We start from the raw sequence: 14,926 nt of genomic DNA on the forward strand, positions 1-14,926 counted from the left end.
AGCAAATGAAAGTAATCATCACCGCATTAATCAGTAGCTTCTTAATCATGAGCCACGCTCAGGCGGTATCCGATTGGCCTGCTCCGATTAAAGCCTTAGAAAGCAAAGGCATGGAAGTGCTGGATAGCTTTAAAGCCCTCGGCGGCGTAACAGGCTATGCCGCCTTATACCAGCAGCAGCCGGTTACGGTTTATCTAACGGCGGATGGCAAACAAGCGATTATTGGCTCGATGGTTGATAGCAAAGGCGAGCTGCTTAATCAGGCCCATGTTGATCAGCTATTTAGCAATAAGCTTTGGAAGCAGCTAGAAGACAGCCATTGGATTAGCGATGGCAATAAAAATGCGCCAAGGATTGTGTATATGTTTACTGATCCTAATTGCCCCTATTGCAATAAATTGTGGAATGACGCTCGACCTTGGGTGAATGCAGGCAAGGTGCAGATCCGGCATATTATGGTGGGCATTATTAAAAGCGATAGCTTGGGCAAAGCGGCCGCGCTGATGGTTGATAAAGCGCCAGAAGCTGCGCTTTATCAACATGAAAAACAGCATGCCAGCGGCGGGGTAAAGCCTTTAGCACAGATCCCAAAAGAAGCACGCAGCAAGCTAGATGCTAATTATCAATTGATGCAGCGATTTGGTGTTTTTGCTACCCCTGTGACGTTTTACAAAGACAGCGAGGGCAAAATGCAAAAAGCACAGGGCGCGCCACAAGCCGAAATGCTGCCCAAAATATTTGGCCCGCGCTGATTTAGGACCTTTTAAATAAATAGAGCCGCTTAGATTAAGCGGCTCGAATGAGTAAATTGAATGCACTGCAGGCTTAGCGACGCATTCTGGCATCTAACTCTTCTACCTTGCTGCGTGCCCAAGCTGTGCGGCGTAGGAACTTAAGGCTGGATTTAATCGATGGGTCTTTTTCAAAACATTGAATTGGGATGCGGCGGGCTAGCTCTGGCCAGCCAAAATGCTCGACTAAATCGGTGAGCATTTTTTCTAAGGTAATGCCGTGCTGGCTATTATTTATTTGGTTCATAAAGTCATTTTTTGTGGGAGTTTACTGCTGCGGATTTTTGACTTGCAGTAGTGAAATACTAAAGATGGCGTTTAATTCAACTGGGTTATTGATTAAGTCTTGTAGAGTGTAGCGATCGAGCACGCTATAAAACGCTTCCATGGCTTCAAAGAGCACTCCTTTTAAGCGGCATACCCTGCCAATGCTACAGGTGGAGTGTTTACGATCAAAGCATTCTACAACTGGGCTATCTGCCTCGCTTAGGCGCACCAATGCGCCGACGCTTATTTGATCCGCAGGCCGAGATAAACGCATGCCGCCGCCTTTACCACGAGTGGTGTCCAGAAAACCATTGCGGGCTAGAAAGCTCATGACTTTCATCAGATGATTGTCAGAAACGCCATAAGCCGTTGCAATCTCCCCTCGAGTAACAATGCCATCATTCTGTACGCCCACGTAAATTAAAGTGCGTAAACAGTAATCGGTAAAAACATTCATACGCATTGCGGTGGTCCGAGCTTTAAAATAAGTATTTATAATACATCTACATGTGGCATAAGCCTATGCCACTTAATGCCATCGTGCTATTTGCTCTAGAAATCAGCTGCGCTGATGCAGGCTTGCTGGCACCCATACCGAATCTACAGCTTCGCCTTGCATGAGTTTCAGTACGCGGGCTAAGCTTTCGCTGGCGAGTAGTTGGCTGTCTTGTACTACGGATTGAATACTCCAAGGTAGGCAATTGAGTAGGTTGTGGTCGTCAAAAGTCATTAAATGCTTAGGCATGCCATTTTGTTTTTCGTTGATATAGGCTAGTGCGCCTTCTAGTAGGGTGAGCGAGCCGGTAAATAGGCTGTCAGGATAGTGGCCAAGTCTTTCATAGCATTCAGCCATCATGCTGTAGCCCGATGGGCGCAGGTAATCTCTTTGCCAGACCCAATATTCTTGCTCTGGCACAGCGCTTAATTCCAAACCTTTGCGATAGCCAGCCAAACGATCTTGGCTGGGGGATAAATCGGCTTGTCCACCAAAGTAAACCACCTCTTTGCTGCCCTTGGCGATAGTTTGCATGACTAAGGACGTGACGGCATCGATGGCATCGGTGACGACAAAGGGAATCGGGCAGCCTTTGATATGGCGATCGACAAACACCAGCGGCAGGCGCAAAGACCATTTTAAATATTGCGTAGCATCGCTGCTGCAGGGCACCACAATCAGCCCGTCTACTTGGCGGGTGAGTAGATGCTCGACGCCTGCGGTTTCCATATTGGCTTGCTCATTACTGCTCATCACCAATAATTGATAGCCTGCTTCGCGGCAAAGGGGCTCTAAAGCTTGGGCTAGGCTGGCGTGGGCAAAGTTGCTTAGCTCGGGCACCAGTAAGCCTAAAGTGCCACTTTTGCGTGAGCGGAGTGTTTTGGCCGATTGGGATGGCTGAAAATGATGCTCGCGTGCGATGGCTAGCACGCGCTCTTTGGTAGATTCGGCGATGCGGTATTCGGCAGAGCGTCCGTTTAGCACTAGGCTAGCCGTGGTTTTGGATACATTAGCCAGACGGGCAATATCATCCATAGTTAGGCGAATAAATTGACTCACGATGACTCAGTTCTTCATGCACATTCAAGCGGCAAGGCTACCACGACCATTTGAATTGCATATTTGTGATTTAAGGAAAAATGAAGCAATCGTTACCGGCTTGCCAAGCAGGGAATTTTTGCATGCAGTGTGCAAATTCAGCACTGCTACAGAAAAAATATAGCCACTGCTTTAACTTAGGGTAAGGGGCGGAGTCAAACCATTTTGGATCAACGCTGGTAAATTGACGTACAAATGGAAAAATAGCCAGATCTGCCAAGCTTATTTGATTGAGCAGTAAAAACGAAGTTTGTTCCAAACATTGCTCTAAGCGTTGCAAAAAGAGCTCGCCTTGGACGCGATAATACTCCTTGCCGTGCTCTGGGTAGCGATCAGCGTATTTATATTGATCTAAATGTAATTTAAATACTTGATCGTTGTGATCGATGAATTGATTTATTTGTGTTTGTAGTGCTGGATTTTTTAGGCAAAGGAAATCGAGCGGGTCATTTTGAATTAATGCCCATTGCATAATATCGCGGCTTTGTTCAATGATTTGCTGATTGCTCAGCACTAAAACCGGCACTGTGCCTTTAGGCGATGCAATTAGCATTTCGATGGGTTTGTTTCGCAGCACAATTTCGCGTAGCTCAACGGTAATATCGCTGTATTGAATCGCTAATCTGGCGCGCATGGCATAGGGGCAACGGCGGAAGGAATAAAAAATGGGGAACATGATCAGTAAAGTAAATGGCTTAGGCGAATGATACTCGCTATTTATTACTCTACGGGAGCGAGCGGCTCTGTATGTTGGGCCTAAGCCGAGTCTGTGTTAGGGAGGATTGGCATAAAGAAATAAGCCGAGTGAGGGATGTTTTTTGAGTGAAGGCCAATCGTATCAGCCCTCACTGAAGCAATTAAGCTTTCTTTAAGAAGCACGCTTTGAGCATAAAGTTACCGGCATCCATCCGGCAATCTACTTCATGATCGCCACCGGAAACCAAGCGAATACTTTTCACCTTAGAGCCTTGCTTTAGTACTGTAGACGTGCCTTTTACTTTTAAATCTTTAATCAACACCACGGCATCGCCATCAACCAATACGGTGCCATTTGCGTCTTTGATGACCACATCATCGCTATCATCACTGAGGGCTGCTTGTGGCCACTCAAAACCACAGTCGGCGCAGATATAGTTTTCTGCATCTGGGTAAGTGTTTTCTAAAGTGCATTGTGGGCAAGCGGGGATATTAGACATGATGTTTTTCTGGTAGTTGGTTCAGATCGTCTGGATTATACCAGTTGCTTGCATAGTCTTTCTCGTTAGCTAAAAAGTACCTAAAATTGCGTTTTAAGCTTTGATTTTGGTTGATGATATGCATATGAATATATAAAAAAGGGACAGGTAAGCGGTAATGTAATGCTCTAGAGAAAAAGAAACGGGTGAAAAAAATTAGCTGTGATGGCAGCAGGTTTAGGGGAGGCAGCAGAAAATTTATGATTGTCTAGCGAGCACAAGCTGTTATGGCTATGCTGCTTCGATGTGATAAATACTTAAAAAGTCTGTGAATTCAACAGTCTATTGTGCTTTTTCTCTTGTTAAATTGCGAGTATGTGCACAGTAACTACTTTAATCCTTGCATCAATTGTTTTTCACAGGCATTATTGAGTGAGTGAGCGTGTGCTCATAATGTTTAGTTCAAGGTAAAGAGCAATGGCAACTGGTACTGTAAAGTGGTTCAACGATGCAAAAGGCTTCGGCTTCATCACTCCTGATCAAGGCGGCGAAGACTTGTTTGCCCACTTTTCTGCGATCACTTCAAGTGGCTTCAAGTCACTTCAAGAAGGTCAAAAAGTAAGCTTTGATGTGACAACTGGCCAAAAAGGCCAACAAGCATCGAACATCCAGCCGCAATAATTTATTGCCGCTTAAGAAAAACCCCGGTTTTGCGCCGGGGTTTTTTATTGCTTAAAAATTAGATCTCCTCGTTGCATCGCTTGAAAATATTAAGCTGTAATCGCGGTTGGGTTGCGGTAATTTTTATTTTGGACACGAATCTACGCACGTTAATAACGCCATGTTTGTGTTGTCGCTATTGCATCCTAGGGGCGTTTTACTCTGTAAGCCACGGTGTAATTACAATTTCACCCTGTGTCCTGCGATAAGCTTAGATTTAAGCTGTGGTAAATACCTTTCCCTTTACTGCAAATTGGCTAGGGTCTGTTGATGTTTCATTCACGGCTGCGTTTGGCCCAGTTTTGGGGCTGAACAAGGAGAAAATGGCGACATGGTACGAGTACCATGAGCGATTTTTAACTTTCGTTCCGCCCCAAAAAGGGGCTAAACCCGAAGGGCTGAGCCGGAAAATGGCCATTCACTGCGTTATGCTCCTCGACAATAACCCGTTATTGCCTTCGTCACATGCCTTGTGCCTAGCCGTTTTCCGGCTCAGCGCAATGGCGAATGAAACGTCAACAGGCCCTAGCAGAGTCATGGCTGGTGTGCGGTTCTGAAGAAATGGATTAGGCATAAAAAACCCCAAGCTTTATTGCTTGGGTTTTTTTATGCCGTACAGAATATTAAAACGCTGGAACGATAGCGCCTTTGTATTTTTCTAAAATAAAGGCTTTAACCGCTGGGCTGTTCAGTGCTGCAATTAATTTTTTCATTGCAGGGCTGTTGGCGTTGTCGGCGCGGGTAGCAATGATATTTGCGTAAGGGGATTGTGCCCCTTCGATAGCGAGTGCGTCTTTACTTGGGTTAAGGTTGGCCGCGAGTGCGTAATTGGTGTTAATCAGGGCTAGATCAACTTGGGTAAGTACGCGCGGTAGGGTGGCCGCTTCTAATTCGCGGAATTTTAATTTCTTGTTGTTTTCTACAATGTCACGGCTTGTTGCAAGAATGTTTTTGCTGTCTTTCAGTTTAATCAAACCGGCTTTTTCTAGCAGTAGCAAGGCACGGCCACCATTGGTAGCATCGTTAGGAATGGCTACAGTGGCACCAACTGCTAGGTCTTTAAGGTGTTTTACCTTGGTTGAATAAGCACCAAATGGTTCGACGTGCACATTGGCTACGCTTTGCAGATTAGCACCCTTGCCTTTGTTAAATTCGGCTAAGTATGGCTTGTGTTGGAAGAAGTTAGCATCGAGGCGCTTCTCTAGTAATTGCACATTAGGCTGAACGTAATCGGTAAACACTTTAATTTTAAGCACCACACCGTCTTTTGCCAGCTGTGGCTTTACAAATTCTAGCAGCTCGGCATGAGGAACTGCTGTGGCACCGATGGTCAGCGTGTCTGCTGCAGACACATTTAAAGCCAGTGTTGCGGTAAGGAGGGCGAGTATCTTTTTCATAAAGGTGATTCCCTTGGGAGTTGAGTGTGCTTACTAAATAGAGCTGTTGATTCTTGGAAAGCGTGCTTTATCTGTGAAATGAGCAGGACAAAGCACGCGGCCAAATTTTATTTACGGCTAAAGTGGCTCACTAAACGATCGCCAATCATTTGTAATATCTGCACCAAGACCAGCAGTAATACAACGGTAACCACCATGACATCAGTTTGAAAGCGCTGATAGCCAAATCTAATCGCCAAATCGCCAAGGCCGCCGCCGCCAATAACGCCCGACATAGCTGCGTAGGATACCAGTGTAATCGCGGTAACTGTCATGGCGGCCAATAATCCTGGCAGTGCTTCGGGGAGTAGCGCACCAAAAACAATTTGTCGTGTACTGGCGCCCATTGCTTGGGTGGCTTCGATAATGCCTTTGTCTACTTCGCGTAGTGCGGTTTCAACTAAACGGGCAAAAAACGGTGTTGCGCCTACTACCAGTGGCGGAATCGCCCCTGCTACGCCGAGCGATGTACCCGCAATTAGTACTGTAAACGGAATCATAATAATCAGTAAGATTACAAATGGAACTGAGCGCAAAATATTAACTAGAAACGATAAGATGCCGTAAATAATCGGCTGATCGAGCAATTGGCGCTTGCCGGTTAAAAATAGCAAGATACCAAGTGGCAGGCCCAGTACCAAGGTAAATACCAAGGAGCCAAGCAGCATCAGCAGGGTGTCTTGCCCAGCCAGCCAGATCTCTGACCAATCGATATTGGCAGTCAGTTGATTTAAAAGTTCCATTAGCGTAATACCTCTACATCGATACCTTCAGCGGCAAAACGCGCTAAGGCGGCGTCGATATCATTGCCGCTCAGGGCAATGGTCAGCTGGCCACAAGGTGTGTCTTTAATTCGTTCAATACGGCCCGCTAAAATACTAAAATCGACCGCGCAATCGCGTGCCACCGATCCCAAAATAGGCTGGTAGGTTGATTCGCCAATAAAGGTTAAGCGAACCACTTTGCCGCTGACATGCGTGTAGTCGTCAAACTGCTTACTTTCATCAATATGCTCTGCTTCAAATACAAAGCGGCGCGTCGTCGGATGTTTGGGATGCAGAAAGACTTGCGTGACTTCGCCTTCTTCCACAATGGCACCATCATCAATCACCGCCACACGATCACAAATACTGCGAATCACGTCCATTTCATGGGTGATTAAGACAATAGTCAGACCTAGTTGGCGATTAATATCTAGCAGTAATTGCAAAACCGATTGGGTGGTTTGTGGGTCAAGTGCGCTGGTGGCTTCATCACAAAGTAATACTTTGGGGCGATTAGCCAAGGCGCGTGCAATACCGACACGCTGCTTTTGCCCGCCAGATAGCTGAGCTGGATATTTATTTTTGTGCTCAGTGAGGCCAACCAGTGCGAGCAATTCATTTACACGCTGGTTAATCTCGGCCTTGCTGAGCTTGCCAGCAATCTTTAAAGGGAAGGCGATATTATCGCCAATGGTTTTGGAGCCAAGTAAATTAAAATGCTGAAAAATCATTCCAACTTGCTGGCGTAAGCCGCGTAGACCAGCGGTGCTCAGCTCGGTAACATCGTCGCCGTCCAGCACAATGCGGCCACCTGTTGGGCGCTCTAATAGATTGATAAGCCGAATCAGCGTGGATTTACCTGCGCCTGAATGGCCAATAATCCCAAATACAGTTCCGGTAGGTATCGATAAAGACACACCAGCAAGTGCTGGAATATCGCGGCCATCGACCCGATACGCCTTGCTGACGTTTTCAAGTTTAATCACAGTAGTGCAAACCTTGTGGGCTTGATTTAAAAAAAGCGGGTAAATCCCACAGAGTAATTCAGGATTGTATAGCCCCTTACATATAATCCCAAAATCTTTAATGCCATAAACTAAGGTCTATAAAGCATAAAACGGCCAAGCAGAACGCTGCCGAGCCGTTTGTAGTAAATATATATAGCCCTTTGTGCCTATTGTGTGAGTTATTTAATTCGCATAAGGCAATTGATAAATCTCATTTAATGTAAGGATTATACCTGTTTCTGCGGTGTTTAGCCGCCATTGCGTTAGTGGTTTGCCAGTGCTGCGCTCTAATTATTTTAGAGTTTGTCCCGCCACGCTTGTAGTGCGATAAAGGCTGCTTGTGTACAGGCGGTGGCTTGAATATGTAATTGCTGATTATCAGGCTGAATTTCTAATAGGCTTAGGCTGGTGCTAAGCTGATGCGCACCAATTTGCCCTGCAATTCCCCTCGCGCTGTGTGCATGACGGCTCTTGTTTTCTAGGTTGCTTTCTTTTTGCATCGTTTCTAATAGCTGAGTGATTCTATTTAAGCCTTTTTGCGCGATACTTACACACTTTTCTAATGAGTAAGCAAGTGCTTGAGCGGTTCCTTCTAAATCAAGAATTTCTGGTGCCGTGCTTGGCAACGTAGGCAAACTTGCTTGATCGCGTAAGGCTATAAATAGCGTTTCTCTATGGAAAGGCTTCTCTATCCACTGATCTATCCCAGCGGCTTGCAGCGTATCTGCTTGAGGGGGGTGGCCAGCGCTAAGCAGCAATATTTTGCCTTTAAAGCCTAGCGCACGAAGGCTGCGTGAGACTTGCATGCCATTCATAAGCGGCATATGGTAATCCAACAAAAGGATATCGATAGAGCTATTGCTACGCCATGCGTTGAGCGCCGATAACCCATCTTCAACTGCCGTTATTTTTGCCCCAATGCTGATCAGTAAATCATGTAGCAGCTCGCGGTTAATGTCTTGATCTTCGGCAATTAAAATATGCAAGCCATCTAGCCGAGAGTTGTTAGTACTTGCAAAAGTAGCTTGGCGGCTTGAGGCAGGTTTGATTTTAACCGGTACACAGAGGGTAAAGTTTGCGCCTTTCCCAAGCGTACTTTCTACATGCAAATTTCCCCCCATAAGCAGGGCAAAATCCTTGCTAATGGATAAGCCAAGGCCTGCACCGCCGGCGCGTTTGCCTTGTAGCGTTTGTTCGAAAGGGGCAAATATTTTTTGGCAATCGGCATCAGCGATCCCAGGGCCGGTATCGCTGACTTCTGCAATTAGCCAGCATTTTTTTTCGGTTTGTTGCAAGCTGATATTCAATTGCACTAAGCCTACTTCAGTAAATTTAATGGCATTGCCTAACAGATTAACGAGAATCTGCCTGAGTTTTCCGGTATCTAATAAAAACTCCCCTTGAACATCAGAATGAACCTTTAATGCAATGTTTTTAACGTTTGCTTGCTCATCAAATAGGGCATTAAGTTGGCGAATTAATACTTCAATTGAGATATGGCTTTCATCTAATTCAGCTAAACCAACTTCTAAACGGCTTACATTAAGCACATTACCAATCAGACTTAATAAATAATCACCGCTATCTGCAATACGTGCCAAGCTTTGCATTTGCATGGAATTTAAAGATTTATCATGTTTTAATCGATCTACATAGCCCAAAATAGAGGTGAGCGGAGTGCGAATTTCGTGACTTACATGGGCTAAGAAATTGCTCTTGGCTAAGCTGGCTGCCTCGGCATCGAGCCGTGCCAAATCTAGCTCTAATGTTCGTTGCATTACCAGTGCTTCTAATTCTGAAGCTTCTTTTTCGAGTTGCTGGCGATAAACCGTTTCTAAGTGCTCTTTTTGCCGATTAATCTCGGCAACGCGCAGTGCCATAGCTGCGCTGAATAATAAAATCTCAATCACAATACCCACGGAATTAAATCGGTAAGTAAGTGGGGTGTGGTCGATCATGGCAGAGCCACGTAAACCCCAGGTTACGGTAATTGAAACTGTATAAATAGTCCAAGCTAAGGCAAAGAGTTTTGCACCAGAAACCCTATATCGCACTGCGTAGAGGCTAGCTACAATATGCAGCATAAAGCCCGCGCCACCAATTTCTAAAGCGAGTAAGGTAAATTGAGTAAAGCCCAATAAGGCACTCAGTGTGCTTATTGCTCCACAGACAATAATGCCTTTTAATGCGATATCTAGCCTTGGGGTGATTTGCGCTGTTTTTAAATATTGCCGAACAAACTGAGCTGCGCAAACATAATAAAGCCCACTTAATACATATAAATGGGTCAAGCTATATTGGCCCTGCCATAGAAATAAAGGCAGTAGTCCGATGGCGCTTAAATGAGAAAGAAAAAGAGTTAAAAGTTTTAATCCATAAAATAGAAATGTTTTATCTTTTGATGCTGAAAAAACGGCTAATGCGGCAAACGCGACTAAAAGCATTATCCCCGCCATGCCCCCCACAACAGCATTTCTAGATTATTGGCTTGGATAAAGGCTTGCTCGCCCCAGATACGCACATCAGCAATAATAGGGCCGGCCATGACTTCATGATCGCTATAAATAGCGCGCATCAGGACTTCAACTTGGGATTGGGCTGGGATTTTTTGTAAAAATACGGGCCTAATCGTAGCAAAAGGTCGGTTGTTAGCGCTTTGAGCCACGCTAAAATTCTGCTCTTGCCAGTTGCCGCCTACTTGGCGGGTATAGAGCTTGACACTGCCAATATGGGCTTCGGTGTATTCCACGTAATTAAAAAGATCTGCTGAGCTGGGGTTATTCAACACAAAGGAAAACCATACGGCATTTTTTGAATAGCCCAGTGAGTGCCGCGCGTTTTTTTGTGCTAGAAAATGGCCTAAATCACGTTGAGCTGCTACTTCATTTACACCCATTTCTCGGCTTGGGTCTTGCCAAATTTTTAGCTCTTGCTCGAGTTGTATACCTGGCAATTGACTATTGACGATAAGTGCATGGCTGGGGCAAGCTATCAGCAAGCAAAAGCAAAAAATGCATCTGCTTAGAGATAAAATATTGAGAAAATATTGGAGTGTCAGCGTAGGCACAGGATCATTCTTAGTGAAGGTCGGCTCGATTATTTTATTTTCCTAGTAACAAACTTTCTGTTTAAGTAACATAAAATAACAATTGAGTAATTATTTGCGCTAATATATGTATATTAAACTTAAATAATCCATAAGCTAGTGACCTGCTTAAGTTTTACTTGTATAGGCACGCCAGAATAACTTTTGCGTTTCGCCTTAAGTCATTCATTTCTTTTTCAACTAGTGGCTCAATCAGTGAAACTAATATTAATGAGTGGCTTGCCCATCAAGGGATCGCTCACTTGCCTTAGCACAAGAATAAATCTGTGAATCGAAAAATCTATTCCCCTATTTGGTCAGATGCCACGCTAGATCAGCTTAAAATGAGCGCAGATCCCTTAGCGGATCAATGTATGCGCGACCTCATCCTGAGCGGCAATATTAGTAAGGCTAATCATATTTTAGCTCAAATGGATACGAATATCGCATGGCCTAGCGATATGCCACTCAAATTACATGATTATTTGGAAGCAACGTCCAAGCTAGAAAGTGATACCGATATGCTGCGCATTGAGCGAGCGCAGCAATTTTTTATTACTTACGGTATTCCATTTGGGATTAGCTTGATGTGCCGCTCTTTACCTGTGCTATATGCGGGCAAAGTAGGCGGGGCACAGGTTTTGGCCGCAACGGGGCAATTAACGGGACATTTTGAACGTAGAGCGTCTGAAACACTGCGTTTTATTTTAAATGTGGCCGAGCCTAATAGCCTTGCAGAAGGTGGCAAGGGTTTATTAACGATTCGTAAGATTCGCTTAATGCACGCGGCGGTGCGCCACTTTGCACGTGCTAAACGACGCAGCTCATCGTATAACTGGCATGCAGACTGGGGAATGCCAATTAACCAAGAAGAGTTAATTGGCACCATGCTCGCATTCTCCCAGCAGGCGATTGAAGGTTTGCGCCAATTAGGGGTTAAGGTAAGCAAGCAGCAAGAAGAGGATCAGCTTTATTTATGGAAAGTGATTGGTACAGCCTTAGGCATTATGCCCGAAGCCATGCCAAGCAACTTAACTGAGGCGCGCGAGGTTTGGAAAGCGCTAGAGCGGCGTAATTTTGGTGCTTCTGAAGCGGGTGCGATGCTAACTAAAGCTCACGTCGCTTTCTTGCAAGCGAATCTTCCAGATCTTGCTGCAGGACTAGTGCCAGAACTAATGGCTACGCTACTAGGTCGCCGTAATGCTGGCTATCTAGGTTTAAAAAAGCATAACGCTTGGGGCTGGGCTGTTGATTTACTGCGATTTATATTTCGCTTGAAAAGCCGCTTAGCCAATAGCTCGCACACTGCTGAAAGCTTTATGCAGGAATATGGCGAGTATTTTATGGATGCATTACAAAAGCATTGGGCGGGGCCAAATCCTGGCACCCCTTTTCAAATTCCTGAGCAGTTGCATGTTCCAAGCGGTGTTGCTGCAGATTTGGTTTCGAGCAAAGTATGATTTTATTTGGTGGCGCAATTAATAATCCAGACGCGTGGTTTAATACCGTGAGTGTGGATGGTAGTTTTTATACCCCGCTGCAATTGGGTTTGTTTGCGGTAGGTTGCCTGCTTTGGGTGGTGGCCTATGCGCTAATTTTGCTACAGGCCAAACAGCATCGTGCGGTAGAAATGGCAGTGATTGCTGCAGCAAGTAATTTGGCGTGGGAATTTGTGTGGGGTGTTTTATTACGTACCGATATGGGGGCGTTTTTAGTTTGGACGTACCGTGCTTGGTTAATTTTTGATTTGTTTATATTTTGGCAGGTATTGCAGCTGGGCTTTGGTCAATTTACTAATGAGATATTCAAGCAGCATTATCAAAAAATAGTTTGGACCAGTGTAGTATTTTTTATCTTGGTTTATTGGAGTATGACACTTGCTGGGATTGATACCCCAACCGGAGCAAGGTCTGCCTATATTTGCCAATTTATTATCAGCTTGCTTTGTATGATATTACTTATTCAGCAGCCAAGTGCGGTGGGTTATGCTTGGAGCATTGCGTGGCTGCGCACTTTGGGTACAGGGTTGATTTCTATTTATATGTATCTTCACAATCCCGCAGATGTGTTTATTTTGGTTTTGGCCGCCTCTTCAACCATTCTGGATGTGGCGTATTGCGGCTATGTTTGGCAATTGCGCAAGCAGGCTAAATTAACCTAGGCAGATTGCTAGGTTATTTGCTGATTTTCTGCGTAGCCAATAAGGCTTGTTTTGCCACTTTATAGCAATCATCAACGTGGGCATTTCCAACTAATTTCATTGCGCCAAAACTAATACCAGCGGCCAAAGCCTGCCCTAAGATAGGGATAAATTTAGCCACTGATTTGCTTGCAACGCGTGCTCCAAGTCGGCTTAATATTTGTAAAATGATAGGCTTGGTAATGACTTGGCCAATGAGTTGACTGCCAATGCTAGTAATACCAATTAATACAATTTTTTTAAGCTGCGGATCTAGCGAAGCAATTTGAGCGGGGCTTAAGCCAAATTTTTGATTAATGGCGGGAAGCATTTCCAATAGTAAGGTCATATCTGCGCCAATATCGGCCCCTGGAATGGGGATCACTGCCGCCACCGCAGAAAGCCCTGCACGTTTATTTACCATCGCTTTGCAATCGTTTTTTAAAGCATCGAGTTCTGCAAGTGAATGAGGAAACATGTTGTTCCTTATTAGTGGAGTTGTCGCCGTTTACCGATAATTACACGGCTACAGGCTAGTATGCCATTAATGCCCATAGCCTAGCGTTTCGATCGTGGTGATTTTATTGTCGATGGCTTTGATTTTCATCATCAGCCGATCGGGGCCAAAGTTGTAAGTCCATTCTTGATGAAAGATGGGGGCTTTGCTGGGATCTACTTTTTTATCGCCTTTGCTATTGATATAGCTGACAGGCATGCTGTATTCGCGTTTATCCATGGGCGCGCCACATTTGGCTTCTGCTGTAAAAATAGGATCTCCGTCGCTAACAAGCTGTTGGCCACAGCGCATTGAGTCTGCTTGGGCAGCCATGCTGGCAAAAAAGCAGAGTAAGAGGAGATATTTCATATGAATTCCATTGAGTGTGGCAAAAATATGCCAGTTGTATCGCGTTTAGATACGACCAGCTTTTATCGCTAGTAGGGGTGTGTTGGTTTGCTTATAAGCTGAAATATACCCTAATTAAATCAATGGCATATTGGTTTTACTTTTCTTGCCATGTTTAAGGTAAAGATGATAGCTGTTTCGTGCGTGGGAGCTTACTTAAAGCGATGTGTGAGGAGATATTTGTAGATTTTACAGCGTAATGAGCAGCATCATCTTTTAATTAAAATATTTATGTCGAAGTTGCTCTATTTTACCAGTTTTTTCTACTTGAGCTAATGCCGCTTTTAACCTAGCAAACAGTAGGGGGTTAATTTTTTTATTTAAAGCAAAGTAATAATCAAGATCGTCATCGAGTACGACCAGGGTGCTTAATTGAGTATATTTCAGGCCTTGCTCGCGGGCTTGCCATGCCGCGCCCCAGTCTAAAATAGCAATAATATCGGTGCGCTGTTTAATGAGCTTTTTAAAGCTAATGGCATCATTGGGTGATAGATCAAGCGATTTTCCGAGGATAAAGCCAAGTTGCTGTAGTTTTTTAGCCGATGCGGAGTCACGCACTGCACTTACCGTATATTTTTTTGTATCTTCTACTGTTTTAGCCTGAATATGACCACGATTAGCCAGTTTAATTAATACAATGCGGCGCTTGCTAATTGGACCTAACCATTGGTATTGCTCTTCTCTTGCCGGCGTGCGGGCTACGGTAAATAAAATGCTGTTTGGATCCACATCGGCAGTGGCAACCGCTCTAGCCCAAGGTAGCACCTCAATATCAATGTTAATACCTGCGTTATGAGCGATTATTTGTAGTAGTTCTACGCTGTAGCCTTGTAGTTGGCCCTGCTGCAAATAATTAAGTGGTGGCAAATCCTCGGTGTAGGCGTGTAGATCGGCCGCTATGCTTGAGTTAAATAGTACAATGGCCAAGCCTGATAAATAGTGGCTTATTCTGAGGCTCATTTTTACCCTTTGCATACTATGGCTCTTGTTTTATTTTAGTTGTG

General features: G+C 44.7%; 17 protein-coding genes. 4 read left to right on the forward strand and 13 right to left on the reverse strand.

From position 1 onward, the window contains the following. The first annotated feature begins 5 nt into the window (after nucleotides 1–5). Nucleotides 6–752 (forward strand): thiol:disulfide interchange protein DsbG, encoded by a 747-nt coding sequence (gene dsbG, locus C1H71_RS13915; protein WP_130107079.1) that lies wholly within the window; start codon nucleotides 6–8, stop codon nucleotides 750–752. A 73-nt stretch (nucleotides 753–825) separates the two neighbouring features. On the opposite strand, the gene C1H71_RS13920 is transcribed toward dsbG, so the two are convergent. From C1H71_RS13920 to C1H71_RS13940, 5 genes are all read right to left on the reverse strand, one after another. Continuing rightward, nucleotides 826–1,038 carry a VF530 family protein gene (locus tag C1H71_RS13920; protein WP_130107080.1) on the reverse strand — a complete coding sequence of 71 codons (213 nt, stop codon included), beginning with the start codon at nucleotides 1,036–1,038 and terminating at the stop codon, nucleotides 826–828. Between the two features lie 21 nt (nucleotides 1,039–1,059). Next, entirely contained in the window at nucleotides 1,060–1,521 is a 462-nt protein-coding gene (locus C1H71_RS13925) for an RrF2 family transcriptional regulator (RefSeq protein ID WP_130107081.1), read from the reverse strand. Between the two features lie 96 nt (nucleotides 1,522–1,617). Continuing rightward, the gene (locus C1H71_RS13930) at nucleotides 1,618–2,613 is read right to left on the reverse strand and encodes a LacI family DNA-binding transcriptional regulator (RefSeq protein ID WP_130107082.1); all 996 of its coding nucleotides are present in this window, start codon (nucleotides 2,611–2,613) and stop codon (nucleotides 1,618–1,620) included. Nucleotides 2,614–2,683: 70 nt separating this feature from the next. Further along, nucleotides 2,684–3,328: a glutathione S-transferase gene (locus C1H71_RS13935; RefSeq protein ID WP_130107083.1), complete on the reverse strand. Its 645-nt coding sequence runs from the start codon at nucleotides 3,326–3,328 to the stop codon at nucleotides 2,684–2,686. A gap of 181 nt (nucleotides 3,329–3,509) precedes the next feature. After that, nucleotides 3,510–3,848 carry a zinc ribbon domain-containing protein YjdM gene (locus C1H71_RS13940; protein WP_130107084.1) on the reverse strand — a complete coding sequence of 113 codons (339 nt, stop codon included), beginning with the start codon at nucleotides 3,846–3,848 and terminating at the stop codon, nucleotides 3,510–3,512. A 456-nt stretch (nucleotides 3,849–4,304) separates the two neighbouring features. Between C1H71_RS13940 and C1H71_RS13945 the strand changes: the two genes are divergently transcribed. After that, complete coding sequence (locus C1H71_RS13945) at nucleotides 4,305–4,508, forward strand: cold-shock protein (protein ID WP_130107085.1); 204 nt, start codon at nucleotides 4,305–4,307, stop codon at nucleotides 4,506–4,508. Between the two features lie 662 nt (nucleotides 4,509–5,170). On the opposite strand, the gene C1H71_RS13950 is transcribed toward C1H71_RS13945, so the two are convergent. The 5 genes from C1H71_RS13950 to C1H71_RS13970 all read right to left on the reverse strand — a co-directional run bounded on the left by C1H71_RS13950 (nucleotide 5,171) and on the right by C1H71_RS13970 (nucleotide 10,752). Then, the gene (locus C1H71_RS13950; RefSeq protein WP_130107086.1) at nucleotides 5,171–5,944 is read right to left on the reverse strand and encodes a MetQ/NlpA family ABC transporter substrate-binding protein; all 774 of its coding nucleotides are present in this window, start codon (nucleotides 5,942–5,944) and stop codon (nucleotides 5,171–5,173) included. A 107-nt stretch (nucleotides 5,945–6,051) separates the two neighbouring features. Then, a complete protein-coding gene (locus C1H71_RS13955) occupies nucleotides 6,052–6,726 on the reverse strand; it encodes a methionine ABC transporter permease (protein ID WP_130107087.1) in 675 nt (224 codons plus the stop codon). Next, nucleotides 6,726–7,733 (reverse strand): methionine ABC transporter ATP-binding protein, encoded by a 1,008-nt coding sequence (locus C1H71_RS13960; RefSeq protein WP_130107088.1) that lies wholly within the window; start codon nucleotides 7,731–7,733, stop codon nucleotides 6,726–6,728. Before C1H71_RS13960 ends, C1H71_RS13955 begins: the two co-directional genes overlap by 1 nt. 317 nt (nucleotides 7,734–8,050) lie before the next feature. Further along, nucleotides 8,051–10,198, reverse strand: coding sequence for an ATP-binding protein (locus tag C1H71_RS13965; RefSeq protein WP_188053292.1), 2,148 nt, complete (start codon nucleotides 10,196–10,198; stop codon nucleotides 8,051–8,053). Further along, complete coding sequence (locus C1H71_RS13970; protein ID WP_130107090.1) at nucleotides 10,198–10,752, reverse strand: 7TMR-DISMED2 domain-containing protein; 555 nt, start codon at nucleotides 10,750–10,752, stop codon at nucleotides 10,198–10,200. The genes C1H71_RS13965 and C1H71_RS13970 overlap by 1 nt, the downstream gene beginning before the upstream one ends. Before the next feature lie 374 nt (nucleotides 10,753–11,126). Here C1H71_RS13970 and C1H71_RS13975 point away from each other — a divergent pair, with 374 nt between their 5' ends. After that, nucleotides 11,127–12,299 carry an oxygenase MpaB family protein gene (locus tag C1H71_RS13975; RefSeq protein ID WP_130107091.1) on the forward strand — a complete coding sequence of 391 codons (1,173 nt, stop codon included), beginning with the start codon at nucleotides 11,127–11,129 and terminating at the stop codon, nucleotides 12,297–12,299. Continuing rightward, the gene (locus tag C1H71_RS13980; RefSeq protein ID WP_130107092.1) at nucleotides 12,296–13,000 is read left to right on the forward strand and encodes a transmembrane-type terpene cyclase; all 705 of its coding nucleotides are present in this window, start codon (nucleotides 12,296–12,298) and stop codon (nucleotides 12,998–13,000) included. Before C1H71_RS13975 ends, C1H71_RS13980 begins: the two co-directional genes overlap by 4 nt. Before the next feature lie 13 nt (nucleotides 13,001–13,013). Here the strand turns inward: C1H71_RS13980 and C1H71_RS13985 are convergent, their stop codons facing one another. From C1H71_RS13985 to C1H71_RS13995, 3 genes are all read right to left on the reverse strand, one after another. Next, a complete protein-coding gene (locus C1H71_RS13985) occupies nucleotides 13,014–13,496 on the reverse strand; it encodes a hypothetical protein (RefSeq protein WP_130107093.1) in 483 nt (160 codons plus the stop codon). A gap of 66 nt (nucleotides 13,497–13,562) precedes the next feature. After that, the gene (locus tag C1H71_RS13990) at nucleotides 13,563–13,883 is read right to left on the reverse strand and encodes a DUF2845 domain-containing protein (RefSeq protein WP_130107094.1); all 321 of its coding nucleotides are present in this window, start codon (nucleotides 13,881–13,883) and stop codon (nucleotides 13,563–13,565) included. 255 nt (nucleotides 13,884–14,138) lie between these two features. Beyond that, entirely contained in the window at nucleotides 14,139–14,882 is a 744-nt protein-coding gene (locus tag C1H71_RS13995; RefSeq protein WP_188053294.1) for a substrate-binding periplasmic protein, read from the reverse strand. Nucleotides 14,883–14,926 lie beyond the last annotated feature (44 nt).

This window comes from Iodobacter fluviatilis (assembly GCF_004194535.1).
In the GTDB taxonomy this organism is placed as follows: domain Bacteria; phylum Pseudomonadota; class Gammaproteobacteria; order Burkholderiales; family Chitinibacteraceae; genus Iodobacter; species Iodobacter fluviatilis_A.

Bases quoted from the DNA above. Each gene is read 5' to 3' on its own strand.
- C1H71_RS13965 (WP_188053292.1), bottom strand. From the start codon at position 10,198: ATGCTTTTAGTCGCGTTTGCCGCATTAGCCGTTTTTTCAGCATCAAAA.
- C1H71_RS13985 (WP_130107093.1), bottom strand. From the start codon at position 13,496: ATGTTTCCTCATTCACTTGCAGAACTCGATGCTTTAAAAAACGATTGC.
- C1H71_RS13955 (WP_130107087.1), bottom strand. From the start codon at position 6,726: ATGGAACTTTTAAATCAACTGACTGCCAATATCGATTGGTCAGAGATC.
- C1H71_RS13925 (WP_130107081.1), bottom strand. From the start codon at position 1,521: ATGCGTATGAATGTTTTTACCGATTACTGTTTACGCACTTTAATTTAC.
- C1H71_RS13920 (WP_130107080.1), bottom strand. From the start codon at position 1,038: ATGAACCAAATAAATAATAGCCAGCACGGCATTACCTTAGAAAAAATG.
- C1H71_RS13980 (WP_130107092.1), top strand. From the start codon at position 12,296: ATGATTTTATTTGGTGGCGCAATTAATAATCCAGACGCGTGGTTTAAT.
- C1H71_RS13935 (WP_130107083.1), bottom strand. From the start codon at position 3,328: ATGTTCCCCATTTTTTATTCCTTCCGCCGTTGCCCCTATGCCATGCGC.
- C1H71_RS13950 (WP_130107086.1), bottom strand. From the start codon at position 5,944: ATGAAAAAGATACTCGCCCTCCTTACCGCAACACTGGCTTTAAATGTG.
- dsbG (WP_130107079.1), top strand. From the start codon at position 6: ATGAAAGTAATCATCACCGCATTAATCAGTAGCTTCTTAATCATGAGC.
- C1H71_RS13945 (WP_130107085.1), top strand. From the start codon at position 4,305: ATGGCAACTGGTACTGTAAAGTGGTTCAACGATGCAAAAGGCTTCGGC.
- C1H71_RS13995 (WP_188053294.1), bottom strand. From the start codon at position 14,882: ATGAGCCTCAGAATAAGCCACTATTTATCAGGCTTGGCCATTGTACTA.
- C1H71_RS13990 (WP_130107094.1), bottom strand. From the start codon at position 13,883: ATGAAATATCTCCTCTTACTCTGCTTTTTTGCCAGCATGGCTGCCCAA.
- C1H71_RS13940 (WP_130107084.1), bottom strand. From the start codon at position 3,848: ATGTCTAATATCCCCGCTTGCCCACAATGCACTTTAGAAAACACTTAC.